The sequence below is a fragment of the Flagellimonas cixiensis genome, from assembly GCF_042134615.1.
Taxonomy (GTDB): Bacteria; Bacteroidota; Bacteroidia; order Flavobacteriales; family Flavobacteriaceae; genus Flagellimonas; species Flagellimonas cixiensis.
The window spans coordinates 2,508,443-2,526,126 of the sequence record NZ_CP169639.1; the positions used below are offsets into that span (position 1 = coordinate 2,508,443).

The following is a 17,684-nucleotide window of genomic DNA, read 5'->3' on the forward strand; positions in this document are numbered from 1 at the left end:
AACTAATCATTTAAGGTCAACTTTTTTCTCAGGCTTTCTTTTGCCCTCGAAATTGTGGTTCTGCAATTTGCATAGCTAATGTTCATGATTTCACTGATCTCTTCGTAATCGTATCCTTCGATTAAATGTAAGGTCAAAGAAACTCTGTAATTGTCTTTCAAACTTTTCATGGTCTCCATTACTTTTTGAGCCTTCAGTTCTGTATAACCATTTTGGTCCGAAGCAATCGCATCATTATCTTCGACCTTGTACATTACATCATCCAAGTCCACAGCATTTGTTTTCTGCTGTTTTTTGTAATGATAAATACTGTTATTGATCACAATCCGCTTTAACCAAGCTCCAAAGGCGACGTCTCCTTTAAATGTGTGCAGTTTGGTAAATGCGCTCAAGAATGATTCTTGCATCACATCTTCTGCTTCAGCTGAATGTTTTACAATCCTAAAAGCGGTGTTGTACATTGCTTTGTAGTAGCGATTGTAAATCTCCAGTTGTGCACTTTGTTTTCCCTGCATGCACGATTTCAGCAGCGTGTCAATATGTTCATTTTGGTGGCTCAAAAAATGAATGGTTTGTCTTATAGATGAACCAATTTACCAATTGTTACAGTTTTTTGTTAAAATTTGAATTTTAATGGCACAGGAATTGCCCAATACAAGATGACCGAAACACATCTATTTGGTGTAAATACTGATTTTTAGGATGTTGCGGTCGCTTGAAGTAGTATTTAAAAAAGAAGGTATTTTGTCCATTCTGACAAAATGACCGAAAAGATGTTATGGGAGAGATGAAAATTACCAAATTTGACAATATAGAACTACAAGGATTGGACGAGGATGCCGAGTTAATTCCCTTGCTGACCCCTGAAGACGAAGAACAGATGAACAATGAAGCGCTTCCGGAAGTGTTGTCGGTGCTTCCATTGCGAAACACTGTTTTGTTTCCTGGTGTTGTGATTCCGATTACGGCCGGAAGGGATAAATCCATCAACTTGATCAAAGATGCCAACAATGGGAACAAAACCATTGGCGTGGTGGCTCAAAAAGATGAGCAGACCGAAAATCCGGGAGTGGAGGATATCAACACCGTGGGAACGGTGGCTCGGATCCTGCGTGTGCTTCAAATGCCCGATGGAAACACCACCGTGATCATTCAAGGGAAAAAGCGCTTTCAAATTGAGAGCATTATAACCGAAAAGCCTTACATGACCGCAAAGGTTAGGGAGGCCAAAGAAGAGCGTCCAGCTCCAAATGATGAGGAGTTTGAGGCCATTATCGATTCCATTAAGGAACTAGCCTTTAAGATCATAAAGGACAATCCGAATATTCCAAGTGAGGCCACATTTGCCATTAAAAATATACAGAGCAATTCGTTCTTGATCAATTTTGTATCCTCCAATATGAACCTCTCCGTTGCGGAAAAACAAGAATTGTTGGAGATTCCAAACTTGCAAGAAAGAGCTTTGGCCACTTTGAAGTACATGAACATGGAGCTTCAAAAACTGGAACTTCGCAACGATATCCAAAGCAAGGTTCGTAGCGATATGGACCAACAACAACGTGAATATTTTCTTCACCAGCAGATGAAGACCATCCAAGAAGAGCTGGGCGGTCTGTCGTATGAGGAAGAGGTGGACGAAATGAGCGAAAAGGCCAAAAAGAAAAAGTGGAGCAAAAAAGTACAGGAGCATTTTGAAAAGGAATTGGCCAAAATGCAGCGTATGAACCCGCAAGTGGCCGAATATTCCATTCAGCGAAACTATTTGGACCTGATGTTGGATCTGCCTTGGGAAGAGTTTTCCAAGGATAAGTTTGACCTAAAAAGGGCGCAACAAATTCTAGACCGGGACCATTACGGACTGGAAGATGTAAAACGCCGAATTATTGAATATCTGGCAGTGTTGAAACTGCGTAACGATATGAAATCGCCCATACTTTGTTTGTACGGCCCTCCTGGGGTTGGTAAAACGTCCTTGGGTAAATCCGTGGCAGAGGCTCTGGGTAGGGAATATGTACGTATGTCCTTAGGGGGACTGCGTGATGAAGCGGAAATCCGTGGACACCGAAAAACCTATATCGGTGCCATGCCCGGTAGAATCATTCAAAGTTTGAAAAAAGCAGGAACTTCCAATCCTGTTTTTATATTGGATGAGATTGATAAACTTTCAAATAGCCATCAAGGAGATCCATCTTCGGCCATGCTGGAGGTGCTGGATCCTGAACAGAATTCAGAATTCCATGATAATTTCTTGGAAATGGGCTACGATTTGTCCAAAGTCATGTTCATTGCAACGGCTAATAATTTGTCTACGATTCAACCGGCCTTGCGCGATCGTATGGAAATCATTAATGTAACGGGTTATACCATCGAGGAAAAAGTCGAGATTGCCAAGCGCCACTTGTTGCCTAAGCAGTTGGAGGAACACGGACTTACCAAAAAAGATGTAAAAATCGGCAAGCGTCAATTGGAAAAAATTGTGGAAGGCTACACCCGTGAATCCGGAGTGCGTAGTCTGGAAAAACAGATTGCCAAAATGGTACGGTATGCGGCTAAATCCATTGCCATGGAAGAAGCGTACAACGTTACCGTGAACAACGCGGACGTTGAAAGGATTCTTGGTCCGGCACGATTGGAGCGCGATAAGTACGAAAACAACGATGTGGCCGGTGTGGTAACAGGTTTGGCTTGGACCAGTGTGGGAGGGGATATTCTCTTTATTGAATCCATTCTTTCCAAAGGAAAGGGGATGATGAACATTACCGGAAACTTGGGTAAGGTGATGAAAGAATCAGCTACTATAGCGATGGAGTACATCAAATCCAATGCGGATACGTTTGGCATTAACCCCGATATTTTTGACAAGTACAATGTGCACATTCACGTGCCAGAAGGGGCTACCCCAAAAGACGGACCTAGTGCCGGGATTACCATGTTGACTTCTTTGGTGAGCTTGTTCACCCAGAAAAAGGTGAGAAAGAGTTTGGCCATGACAGGCGAGATTACCCTTAGAGGTAAGGTGTTGCCCGTTGGTGGAATCAAGGAAAAAATATTGGCGGCCAAAAGAGCACGGATCAAAGAAATTATTCTTTGTGAAGAAAATAGAAAGGATATTGAGGAAATTAAGGAGGATTACCTAAAAGGATTGACGTTCCATTATGTAACGGATATGAGTGAGGTAATAGAATTGGCCATCACCAAGCAAAAGGTGAAAAATGCCAAGACCCTTTGATTCGATTAATAGTTTGACATTTTAAATGAAATGCATCATTTTGAGTGATTTTTGTGAGTGAAAACGCGAAAAAATTGTATCGAGAAATGGAATTTCATTGGAAAGAACTTTGTTCTCGATACTTTTTCTAAAAGAAAAACTCGGACTGACGTTCTTTTGTTGTTGAATGTTTCAAAATAGAGAATAGGTTGGAATTGTGTATGTATTTCTACCTATTTTTAAGGCATGGGAAAAATTACGATAGCCATTGATGGATTTTCCTCTACGGGGAAAAGTACCATTGCCAAGCGATTGGCGACAGCACTCAATTATATTTATGTGGATACCGGCGCGATGTACCGCGCCGTTACCCTATTTGCTTTGAATGAAGCTTTGATCACTGAAAATGGGGAGTTGGATGCCGATGCATTGATTGAAAAATTGCCATCGCTTGAGCTCAAATTTGTACCCACTGGGGAGTTGGGACGTTCCGAAATGTACTTGAATGGAGAGAACGTAGAGCTAGAAATTCGTTCCATGAAAGTATCAGGACAGGTGAGCACCGTTGCATCCATTAAAGAAGTTCGCGAAAAATTGGTGGAAATGCAACAGCAAATGGGAAAGAACAAGGGCATTGTAATGGACGGTCGCGATATTGGCACCGTTGTTTTTCCTGATGCGGAACTCAAATTGTTTATGACTGCTTCGCCAGAGACCCGTGCAGCACGCAGGTACAAAGAATTATTGGAAAAAGGCGAGGAAGTCACCTATGAGGAAGTGCTATTTAATGTACAGGAACGCGACCGTATTGATTCCACACGGACTATATCACCATTGACCCGAGCCAAAGATGCCATTGAGTTCGACAATAGTGATATGGGTATCGAGGAGCAGTTTGAGCGTATTTTCGAATTTGCGAAACGGGTGATTGAGAAGGAATCGTAGAAAGTAATTTTCATTACATCTCCAACAACTTCGTTACTTAATGATCGATTACTTTTTTTGGTAATTGTAAACTTGTCTGAGGTTATAATATGTCTTTAATGACCAATCACAATTAACTTATAATATTTTGTATCCCAGTCTGAAATTTAAATTGGAGTTGTTAACTTCAGTCGAGTTGGAAACATTCTCAGGAAACATTTTATTATTAAAAAAACGGACTTCCCCAAACAATCTTTTATAAGATAAACCGCAGCCGAAAAATCCAGATACTGCATTTCGACTATAATTCTCATTAATTTCAGAGATTTCGAGGGTAATTGAAAAATTAGATACAATTTCCTGTATTACTCCAGCAGAAACAATCAAATTTATGTTTTTAAAAGTTGGAATATAACCCCTTGCTCCGATTGAAACAGTATTATTATTATAGGAAAGAGTCGCCTTTTGAGTTTTATCTGCTATCGAAGTTTGTAAATCAATAGTTTCTGAAACAGCCGATTTAATGGTGTAGCTGGAAAATATCCCTAATTTGTCATTTAGAAGCAATAATTGTAGTTCTGCACCAAACATTGATCTTGATATATTTGTAAATGAGGGGTTTAGTGTGGCTACATTTCTAAATTGGTAATCCACAGAAGTTTGTTCTAATCCCGCATGGACTGATAAGTTTATTTTGGTTTTTTTCTCTTGTGGTTCAACAAAACTAAACGAACCAGAATTATTTGATAGATTATATTCAGTTACAATTTTGGATAAAGATTTCCTTGAATATGATAGACGCTCCAATTTATTTGTAAAGTCTTCTTTTTGGTCTAAGAACAAAAGACTAAGTTGTTGTTTGTAGTGTTCATTGGTGCCAATTTGATTTGCTGACACCATGTATTTTTTGAATATTAATGGTTCCACATTACCATCAGATTGTTTCACATAAAATCGCGTCCCGTTTGAAAATTGATATTCGAATATAGAAATTTTACCGTCTACTAAAACTTTAAGTGCTACAGTCCTCTTTTCAAAAATTGGATTTTTATCTCTTGATAATTGGTTTATGTTTTCGGCACTAATATCAAGGTCAACTTTGTGTATGGAAAATTTAATATTATCGCCGATTCCAAATTCGGAAAGATTGGTAATCTCAATAGTTTGGTCAGGATCATCTAAGTTGGTTCTGAAAATTATCTTTTCAGGATTGTTATTCCAATTTTGGTTTTTAATCAATCCAATTTTGTTTACCCCGTCATTCGTGACAATGTAACTGCTTTCATATTGTGAATGAATTGTTTGAAATAAAAGAAAGATACAAGTGAATACGATGGTATTTCTCATCTGAGGTTAAGGTTGATTTGGTTGTATTATTTTGGTCAAATATTCAGCTTTGGATAATTTCCTATTGATTTTGGATGTTGAATTATCCCGTTTTAAATTGACGGAAAAGAATATAGTATTTTTCTGGTTAAATAAATCCAAGAAAAAGACGCCTAAAGGGCGCCTTTTTGTTTTGCATATCAAACCTACATAAACGGAATTGAAATATATAATCCCATATCATATTATTCCCGCATCCACATGGCGGGCCAACCATATTCCCTAGAAATGGCTCGTACAATTTCATGAATCAGTGGAAATCCATTATCCGAGTTGGTCATGATTACGGCGCCACGTCCCAAATTGGCAAAAGAAACTGCGTAACACACAAAACCTGCGTTGCCTCCCGTGTGTCTAAAGCGAAAAGCATTTCCTTCTCCATCAATTCCAATCCCAACACCACCAGCATTGGGTACTCGGGTCATCATGGTCTTTGCCGATTCTTGGCTTAATAATGTGTTGTCCTCCCCTCGATACGATTTTCCGAGTGCGATCATAAAACGTGCCAAATCGGTGGGGTTGGTCCAAAGTCCAGCAGCTGCTTTTTCAGGATAAATATGATAACCGCCGTCAATCACTTTTCCATTTTCATCATACCCAAAGGCCGTTAAACCATCCAATTTTTCAGGAAGTGGATAGGCGAACGAACTGTTTTTCATTTCGGTTGGGGCAAGTACCAAAGTATTTAGGAGTGCCGGAAATGTTTCACCCGTAACATCCTCCATCAGCAATTGCAGCACTTCCATACCACCCCCTGAATAAAATTCAGAGGTGCCCGGAGTTTGAAAAACACGAACGGGCTCTGAATTGGTAATTTCGTTTCCTTGTAAAATTTGCACAAGGGTGGGAATGGAATCTTCTTTATGGTAACCTTGAAAACCGGATGTGCTTAAGCCCGAAGTGTGACTCATGATTCGACTAGGTGTCACCTTTTCTGTTTGGGTAAACTCATTTTCTGGGACCTGCCATCTTTTTAATTTTAAGTTGACATTTTCATCAAGGGAAAATTTGTTTTTCTCCATCAATTTAAAGGCGGCCACACTGGCCACTGGTTTGGAAATGGATGCTGCTTGGAAAAGCGTGCTTACCGTGACCTTTTCTCCCGTTTCTTTGTTTTTTTTGCCGTACCCTTTGGACCACAGGATTTTGTTGTTGTCAAAAACAGTAATGCTAACACCAGGTACGTTGAGCGTTTCCATTCTTGATTCAATGGTGGTTGGTATGGAGTTGTTCTGACCATTTTCATCTATTTTGAGGATGGTGGTTTCAACGCGTTCCTGTAATGTGATTTTTTCTTTTTCTGTGGAATTGTTGGTTTTCTGTTTCTGATTGGAGTTGCAGGATAGTAATACAAGATAAATGACAATAAGTCCAGTGCTAATTTTACGCATTCGTTAATGGTTTTTAGAGTTGAATTAATTCAAGGACTGTAAATTTTTAGCTGCGTTGCAATCTCCAAATATTAGGTGTCAAATTCCTGTTGAATGGCATTTGGAAGCTTCACATTGCCTTTTATGTGGGTTTGCCTAAAGGTTTCTTGGTTTTCAAAAAGGGGGGTGTGGTCCATGGTCAATTGCCAGGTCAAATAGAGGGGCACAATTTATTTGTCACATTGTCGAATTGTACATAGGTATTGTCAATAAAAGATAGGGTTCTTCAATAATCCCGATGCCCACAAATATGATTTCACCAACTGAATAGATTCAATATGCACTGAATTTGTTTTGGCAAGTAAGCGTTTTACAGATGTTTCCAAAGAAATTATTCACGTTCTTCAATTTTTTGCATCAGTATTTTTAGCTTTTCCTGCCTGGATTTTATTCGTCCAATGGCATTGGATGTCCTCCCCATATCCCCAATAAGGTAGTTTTCCATTCGCGGCGTCCTTAAAATTATATTATAATCAATGGTCAAGTCCCGGTTATCTTTTATGGAGGCGAGTTTATCGTAAAAAGGTTGTGTGCTCTCTTCGTTTATGACGAGATTCCCAGTGTTTTGGTTCATGTCCCCTTCAGGAAAGTTGTACATGATAGGCTCAAACTTATCTTCCACATATCGGGTAATGGAGGCAAAATCACCTTCTATCTGAGCAAAATCGATATAGTATTGCGAAAGCTCCTTGATTAAGTATTTGGCTTCAAAATCGTTGAATATGCCCGATGCCTTTGCCGATTCAAAAGAGGTGGAATAGCTTGTGGGTGTTGCCGAATAGTACAAAGGTTCCACATATTGTTGAAACTTATCGATACCCATGGATTTTTGTGGATTCCGCACATAGGTCAAAAGTGTATCCAGATACTCGGCCCTTTTGGTATGGAACAATTCATAGTACTCAAGTCTATCTTGATCCTTTTTTAAATCCTGAAGCACATCTTCAAAAAAATTGGCTTCCACAATTCTGGCTTTCCGTTTTTCATTCCAATTATTGATCTGCAATGCTATCAAAATCCCGATGACTACCAGGATTATTTCACCAACGGCATAGACCAAATATTTACTGAATTTGTTTTCGGATAGTAAGCGTAGCCTAATTTTCCTGAAGAATTTGATCATATGAGGTTGGTTGGTGGATTTGTGTGCTAATCTATTGATAATTAGCAATACACTAAAGATAGTTAAGAAAGACCAACCAAAAACAATTCGTGAAAATTAAAAGGTTCTAATGTTTATGGTTAAAGGTGGTTTATCTCCATGGATTAGTTGTCCAAGTAGCCTTTTTCCCATACTCTTTCAGGATGGTGGTTTCTTAAGTCTATTCCAAAATCCACAGCCCCTTTCATGGCCATCAGCACAGAAACCCATCCTGCTGCCATTTCATTTTTTACCTCTTCATTGGGGGTCACTGCTTTCAAATAAATGTCGGTGCCATTGTCATCTGTTGTGATCAATGTAAAGGTGACATCGGTTCCAAAATATTCTAGCTTAAAAAGTTTGGGAGGGATTTTTTCATAAATCTTTGAATTGTAGGTAGGGTAGTGGAGTATGCAGAACTTCACAAATCCATTTTTCTCTATGGTTTCTTCTGCCCAAAATTTGCTTCTCCCTTTATCGGTTGTAAGGAATTCATACACTTTTTCAATGGGCGACGAGAAATGAACTTTCCATTCAATGATATTTGCCTTTTCCTGATATGACATGTTTCGTTTTACTAATGGTACTCTACCAAGAAAACCCCTTTTTCAATGCTTTCAAGGGAAAGATGCTTACTTGTGGAGTGAAGGGTTAAGTTACTATTTTTCAGGATAATTGTCTGCTATTGGCTAACCCAGGCTCCTGTATTGCTTAGCTCCAGCCAATTAATTTAGTAGTGCTTTTTAGACAAAAAGACGCCCAAAGGGCGCCTTATAATATTGTCAGTTCGAGTCGTTCGACTTCCTGCCTGCCGCAGGCGGGCGCTCAGCATAAACCTAAGTTGAGTATCTAATTACATCCAGTTTGCGCCCCGATGTGACAGCTGTCTACAAATTCGGAATCTTCAAAACTTGGTCCGGATGGATCAGGTCTGGATTCTTTAATTGGTCTGTATTCGCTTCAAAAATTTTGGTGTATTTCATGGGGTCGCCATAATAGTGCTTGGCGATCAAACTCAACGATTCCCCACTTTTTACGGTATGGATGGCATACACAGAATCATCTTCAACGGTAATATTGGCTTTAATGTCCGAAGGTTTCTCTCCGCCAATTTCCTTGATCTTGTCCCACAAAAGATTCTTTTCATATTGGGTCTTGGTGGTTCCCTTTATTTTCAAGATGTCGCCCTCCACAACCACATCGCCGTTTTTTACTTCCAATTTTTCGCCGAGATCCAACACGGGTTGGTACTTTGCTTTTACGCTCATAATAATAGTATTTATAGTTAATGAAATGTAGCTTCAAGGTAAACAATACATACAAATTATACTATTAAATAATGGTTATACTTTTTTGTTGGCCATTCTGAATTTATTTTGGAATCCCATGGCGCTTGTTTTTCAATGGTTTAATTGGAACCTGAAGCAAGTTCAGGTTGATGTATGTGAAGGAATTGTGGCTGTTCGTTCAATCAAATGATTTTTTGTGCGAAACCTTGCTTGCGATGCTTTGTGAATCAATAAATTAATTGTATTTTTGCACTCCTTTTTGACAAGGCAGCAAGAGCGAAAAGGAAAAGAAACAAAACTAAAAACCACTTTCACGGTAATTGTTTGACTCTTGTAAAACGTGAAATACAAATTAGTATCAGCAAAATGGCTGAAGAAAAACAAAACGTTGAGGTAGAGGAAACTGCCGCAGCAACAGAAGTAAAGACAGAACAACCTAAACAAGATCCTCAAGAGTTTCTTGAAAATTTTGATTGGGAGAAGTACGAAGAAGGAATTGAGCGTGTTGACGACAACAAGCTTCAAGAATTCGAAACTCTAGTAGAGGAAAACTTTGTGGACACCGCCGATGAGGAGGTTGTGGAAGGTACTGTTGTACACATGACAGACCGTGAGGCCATCATCGACATCAACGCCAAATCAGAAGGTGTGATCTCGTTGAACGAGTTCCGTTACAACCCAGACCTTAAGGTAGGTGACAAAGTTGAGGTGCTTATAGATATCCGTGAAGACAAAACCGGTCAATTGGTATTGTCTCACCGTAAAGCAAGAACCATCAAGGCATGGGATCGCGTAAACGATGCCCACGACAAAGAAGAAATCGTTACAGGTTTCGTGAAATGTCGTACCAAAGGTGGTATGATCGTAGATGTATTCGGAATCGAAGCGTTCTTGCCAGGTTCTCAAATCGATGTGAAACCAATCCGTGACTACGATCAGTACGTAGGAAAAACTATGGAATTCAAAGTGGTGAAAATCAACCACGAATTCAAGAACGTAGTGGTTTCCCACAAAGCGTTGATCGAAGCGGACATCGAAGAGCAGAAAAAAGAGATCATCGGTCAGTTGGAAAAAGGACAAGTATTGGAAGGTGTAGTGAAAAACATCACTTCTTACGGGGTATTTATCGACCTTGGAGGTGTAGATGGTTTGATCCACATTACCGACCTTTCTTGGAGCCGTATCAACCACCCGAACGAAGTAGTAGAGCTTGATCAGAAATTGAACGTTGTTATCCTTGATTTCGATGATAACAAATCAAGAATCCAGTTAGGTCTTAAGCAATTGGAGAAACACCCATGGGATGCCCTAGGTGATGAGATCAAAGTTGGCGATAAAGTAAAAGGTAAAGTAGTTGTAATCGCGGATTACGGTGCATTTATCGAAGTTGCTGAAGGTGTTGAAGGTTTGATCCACGTTTCTGAAATGTCTTGGTCCACTCACTTAAGATCAGCTCAAGATTTTGTAAACGTAGGTGACGAGGTTGAAGCGGTTGTTTTGACTTTGGATAGAGAAGATCGTAAAATGTCTTTGGGTATCAAGCAATTGACTCCAGACCCATGGACCGATATCACTTCTAAATACCCTGTAGGATCTAAGCACAAGGGAATCGTTAGAAACTTTACCAACTTTGGAGTATTCGTAGAGTTGGAAGAAGGAATTGACGGTTTGATCTATATCTCTGACCTTTCTTGGACCAAGAAAATCAAGCACCCATCTGAGTTTGTTGCCGTTGGTGACACTTTGGAGGTTGAAGTATTGGAATTGGATGTTGACGGACGTAAGTTGAGCCTTGGGCACAAGCAAACTACCGAGAATCCTTGGGATAAATACTCTGAGGAGTTCGCCGAAGGTACCGTACACAAAGCATCTATCGCCGAGATTGTAGACAAAGGAGCTACTATCGACTTTAATGAGGACATCGTTGGATTTGTTCCATCACGTCACTTGGAAAAAGAAGATGGTAAGAAACTTGTAAAAGGTGAAGAGGCAGAATTCAAGATCATCGAGTTCAACAAAGATTTCAAGCGAGTTGTGGCCAGCCACACTGCCATCTTTAGAGAGCAAGAAGATAGAAATGTGAAAGCAGCCAAGAAAAGAGCAGCGTCAACCGACGAAGCCGCTCCAACCCTTGGAGATGCCAACTCACAGTTGCAAGCTTTGAAGGATAAAATGGAAGCCGATAGCAAGAAAAAGTAATCGGACTTTTCAATAATATAAAGCCCCGCTGGAAACAGTCGGGGCTTTTTTTATATATTCTCATTTTAAAGAATTGCTTACTTTTGTAATCAACAGAGTCGGTCACATCGCATATGAGTCAAAAAGTACTGCTTACTTCCAAAGAAATCAATATCATACTGCACCGGTTGGCCTGTCAACTGATGGAAAACCATCTTGATTTTAAAGACACCGCTCTCATAGGGATTCAGCCCAGAGGTGTTTTTTTGGCGGAAAGGCTGGCAAAAATTCTCAAAAAAGAATACAAGGTAAAAGACATTAACCTCGGATTCCTCGACATTACCTTTTTTAGGGATGATTTTGGTCGTGGAGAGATTTTAAAGGCGAACACCACCCAAATGAATTTTTTGGTGGAGGACAAAAAAGTGGTGTTCATTGACGATGTGCTTTATACAGGAAGAAGTATAAGAGCCGCTTTAACAGCAATTCAATCCTTCGGAAGACCGAGCAACATAGAACTTTTGACCTTGATTGATAGAAGATTCAGTAGACATTTGCCCATTCAACCCAATTACAGAGGTAGGCAAGTGGATGCCATCAACAATGAAAAAGTAAAGGTGATGTGGGAAGAAAACGACGGGGAAGATAAAGTATATTTAATAAGCAAATAGAATAGAATGAGCGAGTTAAGTGTAAATCACTTGTTAGGGATCAAATATCTGAACAAAAAGGATATATCGCTTATTTTTGAAACCGCCGACCATTTTAAGGAAGTCATCAACCGTTCCATTAAAAAAGTACCTACGCTTAGGGATATTACCATAGCGAACATTTTTTTTGAGAATAGTACACGTACAAAACTTTCTTTTGAGCTGGCGGAAAAAAGACTTTCGGCAGATGTGGTCAACTTTTCAGCAGGACAATCCTCTGTAAAAAAAGGGGAAACACTGATAGATACCGTTAACAACATCCTATCCATGAAAGTGGATATGGTGGTGATGCGTCATCCGAATCCAGGAGCTGGTATTTTTCTTTCAAAACATGTAAAGGCATCCATAGTAAACGCAGGTGACGGGGCCCATGAACACCCCACTCAGGCACTTTTGGATTCCTTCTCCATTCGTGAAAGATTAGGCGATGTAGGAGGGAAGAATGTGGTGATCGTTGGTGATATCTTGCACTCAAGAGTGGCACTCTCCAATATATTTGCCCTAAAATTACAAGGCGCCAATGTAAAAGTCTGCGGTCCCAAAACACTGATTCCAAAACACATCGAATCCTTGGGGGTAACCGTGGAAACAGACTTGAGAAAAGCACTGCAATGGTGCGATGTGGCCAATATGCTTCGTGTACAAAACGAACGCATGGACATTAGTTACTTTCCTTCCACAAGGGAGTACACCCAACAATTTGGGGTAAACAAACAGCTGTTGAACAGTTTGGACAAAGAAATTGTGATCATGCACCCAGGGCCTATCAACCGTGGCGTGGAAATTACAAGTGACGTTGCCGATTCCGACCAATCCATCATACTTCACCAAGTAGAAAATGGAGTGGCGGTTCGTATGGCGGTACTTTATTTATTGGCATCTAAAATTAAGTAAGATGATTCTCGACAAAGACGGAACTACCACGATAGTTTTCCAAGAGAAAACTTCACTTTCCACATTTTTGGAAAATTTGAACAAGGCTTACCCCAAAATCAAATACGACAATATTGTTGTGAACCTGTTTTCATTCAGTAACCTAAAGGCCAATGATCTTTTGGAATTTTTGGACATGTCCAACAACCACAAAGGAACAGGTAAATCCTTCGTATTGGTTACGGACAAAGTAAGTTATGACGACATACCCGATGAAATAAGTTTGGTGCCTACTTTGCAAGAGGCCAACGACCTTATCGAAATGGAAGAAATAGAACGCGACCTCGGCATATGAAATTGACGATTCTCGGTTGCTACGCCGCTACACCTAGAACATTTACCAACCCCACCTCTCAGGTACTTGAAGTTAAGAACCATTTGTTTTTGATTGACTGTGGAGAGGGAACCCAGGTGCAGTTGCGAAAGTATAAGATCAAGTTTTCGAGAATCAACCACATTTTTATATCCCATTTGCACGGTGATCATTTTTTTGGATTACCAGGCCTTATTTCCACTTTTAGATTGTTGGGCAGGGATAAGGAACTACATATTTATGGCCCAAAGGGTATTAAGGAGGCCATCACCTTATTTTTAAAATTAGGTGACTCATGGACCAATTACCCATTGGTTTTTCATGAACTGGAATCCAAATCGGCGGAATTGATTTTTGAAGATGATAAGGTCACCGTGGAAACCATTCCATTGGAACATCGGGTGTACACCAATGGTTTTCTTTTTAAGGAAAAGGAAGCGCCCAGAACCTTGAATGTGGAGGCTGCAAAAAAATATGGGGTGGACAGAAGTCAATATCACCATATAAAGGACGGTATGGACGGTCAAGCAAAAAATGGAAATACCGTCCCAAACAAATTGTTGACCTTGGACCCACCAGAACCCAAAAGCTATGCTTTTTGTAGCGACACTGTTTACAAAGAAAGTATTGTGCCACAACTAAAATCTGTGGACACCATTTATCACGAATCCACTTTTTTGGATTCCGAATCCCAATTGTGTGCCAAAACCAAACATTCCACGGCCAAACAAGCTGCTCAAATTGCCAAACAGGCTGATGCCAAACAATTGATTTTGGGGCATTACTCCACGCGCTACAAGTCCATTGACCTATTTAAAGAAGAGGCTCAAGAAGTTTTTGCCAATGTAGAGTTGGGGGATGATGGCAAGACATTTCAATTGTAAAACCTATTGAAAAATTCCAAAGCGGTTCCTTTGACGAGATTCGTTTTTTAACGAACTTCACCGTATGCAAAAAGACCTTGGCAACTACAGAAAATCGTACGAAAAAAGTGAATTGACAGAGACCTCCATTAAGGAGAATCCGATGGAACAATTCCAAAAATGGTTTTATGAGGTGGAAGCATCCGATGGCGTGGACGAGCCCAATGCCATGACGGTTTCGACCATTGGTTTGGATGGATTTCCGAAGAGTAGGGTGGTGTTGATGAAGAAATTCACCTTCGAAGGATTCATCTTCTACACCAATTACCACAGCGAAAAAGGCAGGGCCATTGAAGCCAATCCATCATTATGTTTATCTTTTTTTTGGCCCAATATGGAACGTCAGATCATCATAAAGGGTAAGGCGGAAAAAATTGCAGAGAACCTATCCGATGGTTATTTTGAATCCAGACCCCATGGCAGCCAATTGGGCGCAGTTGTTTCAAATCAAAGTGAAGTGGTTCCATCGCGGGAATACCTGGAGGAGGAATTGAAAAGGTTGGTGGAAAAATACGAAAACAAAGAAGTGGAACGTCCACCACATTGGGGCGGCTATTTGGTACGACCCGTTTCCATGGAATTTTGGCAAGGTCGTCCCAACCGCTTGCACGACCGAATCCGATACACCCTGCAGGAAGATTTTGATTGGAAAGTAGAACGTTTGGCCCCTTAAATTTGCGGTTATGAAACAGATCATTTTAATGCGACACGGCAAATCCTCTTGGGATTACGATGTTTCCGACAAGGACAGACCTTTGCAGGAAAGAGGGATCAATGATGCGCATTTGGTGGCCAAAACCTTCAAATTGCATACTCCTGACATAGACTTTGCATTCTCGAGCCCGGCAAATAGAGCGTTGCATACCAGCATGATTTTTACGCGAACCCTGAACTTTGATCTGACCAATTTTCGGGTCAAAGAAGAACTTTATGATTTTTCAGGAGATAGCGTACAACATTTTGTGGGGCAACTGGACAATAGGTTACATACCATTGCCATTTTTGGGCATAATTATGCATTCACTTCGCTTGCAAATACATGGGGAGATCAGTATATTGAAAACGTTCCCACAGCCGGACTGGTTCACATTACATTTGGTGTGGATGATTGGTCAAAAATAGCTACGGGCACTACCAAACAAATGGTCTTTCCAAAACACTTGAAATAATAGATGGTAAAAACAAAAAACGAATACATAAATCGGGAAATCAGTTGGTTACAATTTAATGCAAGAGTGCTGCAAGAAAGCAAGGATAAACGTGTTCCATTGATTGACCGTCTACGCTTTTTAGGAATTTTCAGCAACAACTTGGATGAGTTTTTCAAGGTGCGATATGCCACCGTAAAACGAATTGTGGAAGCTGGAAAATCAGGAAAAAGTGTTCTTGGAGGTGAAAAGGCCCAAGATTTATTGGAAGAAATCACCAAAATTGTAATCGCACAACAAACCCGAAGCCTCGAAATTTTTAAGGAGATAGACCGTGAACTTCGCGAGGAGAACATATTTATTATAAAGGAAACCGAAGTAAGCGAAAGCCAAGCAGCATTTATCCGAGATTACTTTTTCAAAAAAGTAAATCAGGAGTTGATGACCATCATCTTGAATGACCTTGCGGAATTTCCTTTATTAAAAGATACCGCTGCCTATCTGGCTGTGAAAATCGTAATGAAAAACGGCGCAGCAGGAGGAAAGCACAACAGATATGCCCTTATCGAAATTCCTAAAGGAATCGACCGTTTTGTGGTCTTGCCCAAGGAAGATGGCAAGGATTACATCATTATTTTGGATGATTTAATTCGTTTTTGCTTGGACAGCGTATTCACCATGTTCGATTTTGAATCCATTTCGGCACATATGATCAAGATTACCCGTGATGCTGAATTGGATATTGACAACGACCTGAGCAAGAGTTTTATAGAGAAAATATCTACAAGTGTAGAACACAGAAAAATAAGTGATCCAGTCCGTTTTGTGTACGACAAAAGTATTGATAAAGACACGCTACAATTCCTAAAGGATAAAATGGACATTACCGATACCGATAGTGTAATTCCGGGTGGTAGATATCACAACAGAAGGGATTATATGGGATTCCCTAGTTTGGGAAGGTTCGATTTAATGTATGATAAAATTGACCCACTCCCCGTGAAAGGATTCAGTATGAAAGGGAGTTTGCTTAATACGATCGCACATAAAGATTATATGATCTATGCGCCCTACCATACCTTTAGTTATGTTACTAAATTTTTGAGGGAGGCGGCATTAGACCCCTTGGTGCGTTCCATTAAAATTACCATTTACCGTTTGGCGAGTGATAGCCAAATTGCGCATGCCTTGGTGAACGCTGCCAAAAATGGAAAACAAGTAACGGCACAAATTGAGCTGCAAGCCAGATTTGATGAGCAAAACAACATTGAATACGCCAATTACCTTCAAGATGAGGGGGTGAATCTAATTTTTGGTGTTCCCGGTTTAAAGGTCCATAGCAAGATCTGCATGATCGAACGTGAAGAGGCGGAGGGATTAAAGCGTTATGGATTTATCAGTACTGGAAACTTTAACGAGTCCACCGCTAAAATCTATACTGATTATACTTTGTTTACGGCCCACGAGGGTATTTTAAAGGACATGAACAAAGTGTTCGGATTCTTTGAGACCAATTACAAAATCAATAAGTACAAGCATCTCATTGTCTCCCCACACTACACCAAATCAACTTTTAAAAAGTTGATCGATAAGGAGATTGACAATGCCAAACTAGGGAAAGAAGCGTACATCAAAATTAAGATGAACAGCCTTACCTCTTATGAAATGGTGGATAAATTGTATGAAGCCAGCAGGGCAGGGGTCAAAATTCAGATGATTGTTCGAGGTATCAACTGTTTGATCCCTGGGGTAGAGGGAATGAGCGAAAATATTGAAGCCATAAGTGTGGTCGATAAGTTTTTGGAACACCCTAGATTGTTCATTTTTGGAAATGGAGGTGACCCAAAAATCTATATCTCTTCTGCTGATTGGATGACACGTAACCTTGATTTCAGGGTAGAAGTTGGGTGTCCGATATATGATCCAGACATTCGACAGGAATTACTGGACACCTTCGATATCTCATGGAGAGATAACCTTAAAGCAAGAATATTTTCTGCAAAACAGGACAATGCATATAGAAAACGTCCTAAGGATGAAGCAGAATTACGCTCCCAGTTTGAAATGTACTTTTATTACCAAGATAAATTGAAATCATAAG

At 40.1% G+C, this 17,684-nt stretch carries 17 protein-coding genes; 10 read left to right on the forward strand and 7 right to left on the reverse strand.

Going from position 1 to position 17,684, the window contains the following annotated elements:
• Positions 1 to 2: 2 nt before the first annotated feature.
• Entirely contained in the window at positions 3 to 560 is a 558-nt protein-coding gene (locus ABT310_RS11305; protein ID WP_375323995.1) for an RNA polymerase sigma factor, read from the reverse strand.
• A gap of 218 nt (positions 561 to 778) precedes the next feature.
• Between ABT310_RS11305 and lon the strand changes: the two genes are divergently transcribed.
• The gene (gene lon / locus ABT310_RS11310; RefSeq protein ID WP_375323996.1) at positions 779 to 3,229 is read left to right on the forward strand and encodes an endopeptidase La; all 2,451 of its coding nucleotides are present in this window, start codon (positions 779 to 781) and stop codon (positions 3,227 to 3,229) included.
• 225 nt (positions 3,230 to 3,454) lie between these two features.
• Positions 3,455 to 4,153 carry a (d)CMP kinase gene (cmk, locus tag ABT310_RS11315; protein WP_375323997.1) on the forward strand — a complete coding sequence of 233 codons (699 nt, stop codon included), beginning with the start codon at positions 3,455 to 3,457 and terminating at the stop codon, positions 4,151 to 4,153.
• A gap of 117 nt (positions 4,154 to 4,270) precedes the next feature.
• Here cmk and ABT310_RS11320 read toward each other — a convergent pair whose 3' ends face one another.
• From ABT310_RS11320 to ABT310_RS11345, 6 genes are all read right to left on the reverse strand, one after another.
• Positions 4,271 to 5,479 carry a hypothetical protein gene (locus tag ABT310_RS11320; RefSeq protein WP_375323998.1) on the reverse strand — a complete coding sequence of 403 codons (1,209 nt, stop codon included), beginning with the start codon at positions 5,477 to 5,479 and terminating at the stop codon, positions 4,271 to 4,273.
• 224 nt (positions 5,480 to 5,703) lie between these two features.
• A complete protein-coding gene (locus tag ABT310_RS11325; RefSeq protein WP_375323999.1) occupies positions 5,704 to 6,909 on the reverse strand; it encodes a serine hydrolase domain-containing protein in 1,206 nt (401 codons plus the stop codon).
• Between the two features lie 71 nt (positions 6,910 to 6,980).
• Positions 6,981 to 7,115: a hypothetical protein gene (locus ABT310_RS11330; RefSeq protein ID WP_375324000.1), complete on the reverse strand. Its 135-nt coding sequence runs from the start codon at positions 7,113 to 7,115 to the stop codon at positions 6,981 to 6,983.
• Positions 7,116 to 7,279: 164 nt separating this feature from the next.
• On the reverse strand, positions 7,280 to 8,071 hold the full coding sequence (locus ABT310_RS11335) for a DUF6090 family protein (protein WP_375324001.1): 792 nt from the start codon (positions 8,069 to 8,071) through the stop codon (positions 7,280 to 7,282).
• Positions 8,072 to 8,214: 143 nt separating this feature from the next.
• A complete protein-coding gene (locus tag ABT310_RS11340) occupies positions 8,215 to 8,655 on the reverse strand; it encodes a hypothetical protein (RefSeq protein ID WP_375324002.1) in 441 nt (146 codons plus the stop codon).
• Between the two features lie 321 nt (positions 8,656 to 8,976).
• Positions 8,977 to 9,357, reverse strand: coding sequence for a LysM peptidoglycan-binding domain-containing protein (locus ABT310_RS11345; RefSeq protein ID WP_375324003.1), 381 nt, complete (start codon positions 9,355 to 9,357; stop codon positions 8,977 to 8,979).
• Between the two features lie 387 nt (positions 9,358 to 9,744).
• Between ABT310_RS11345 and rpsA the strand changes: the two genes are divergently transcribed.
• The 8 genes from rpsA to ppk1 all read left to right on the forward strand — a co-directional run bounded on the left by rpsA (position 9,745) and on the right by ppk1 (position 17,683).
• The gene (gene rpsA / locus ABT310_RS11350) at positions 9,745 to 11,577 is read left to right on the forward strand and encodes a 30S ribosomal protein S1 (RefSeq protein WP_375324004.1); all 1,833 of its coding nucleotides are present in this window, start codon (positions 9,745 to 9,747) and stop codon (positions 11,575 to 11,577) included.
• Between the two features lie 113 nt (positions 11,578 to 11,690).
• Entirely contained in the window at positions 11,691 to 12,227 is a 537-nt protein-coding gene (gene pyrR / locus ABT310_RS11355; protein ID WP_375324005.1) for a bifunctional pyr operon transcriptional regulator/uracil phosphoribosyltransferase PyrR, read from the forward strand.
• Between the two features lie 6 nt (positions 12,228 to 12,233).
• Entirely contained in the window at positions 12,234 to 13,160 is a 927-nt protein-coding gene (locus tag ABT310_RS11360) for an aspartate carbamoyltransferase catalytic subunit (RefSeq protein ID WP_375324006.1), read from the forward strand.
• Position 13,161: 1 nt separating this feature from the next.
• The gene (locus tag ABT310_RS11365; RefSeq protein WP_375324007.1) at positions 13,162 to 13,494 is read left to right on the forward strand and encodes a ribonuclease Z; all 333 of its coding nucleotides are present in this window, start codon (positions 13,162 to 13,164) and stop codon (positions 13,492 to 13,494) included.
• Positions 13,491 to 14,396, forward strand: coding sequence for a ribonuclease Z (locus ABT310_RS11370; RefSeq protein ID WP_375324008.1), 906 nt, complete (start codon positions 13,491 to 13,493; stop codon positions 14,394 to 14,396). Before ABT310_RS11365 ends, ABT310_RS11370 begins: the two co-directional genes overlap by 4 nt.
• Before the next feature lie 64 nt (positions 14,397 to 14,460).
• Positions 14,461 to 15,108 carry a pyridoxamine 5'-phosphate oxidase gene (gene pdxH, locus ABT310_RS11375; protein WP_375324009.1) on the forward strand — a complete coding sequence of 216 codons (648 nt, stop codon included), beginning with the start codon at positions 14,461 to 14,463 and terminating at the stop codon, positions 15,106 to 15,108.
• A gap of 10 nt (positions 15,109 to 15,118) precedes the next feature.
• Positions 15,119 to 15,604 carry a histidine phosphatase family protein gene (locus ABT310_RS11380; protein ID WP_375324010.1) on the forward strand — a complete coding sequence of 162 codons (486 nt, stop codon included), beginning with the start codon at positions 15,119 to 15,121 and terminating at the stop codon, positions 15,602 to 15,604.
• Positions 15,605 to 15,607: 3 nt separating this feature from the next.
• Entirely contained in the window at positions 15,608 to 17,683 is a 2,076-nt protein-coding gene (gene ppk1, locus ABT310_RS11385; RefSeq protein ID WP_375324011.1) for a polyphosphate kinase 1, read from the forward strand.
• Position 17,684 lies beyond the last annotated feature (1 nt).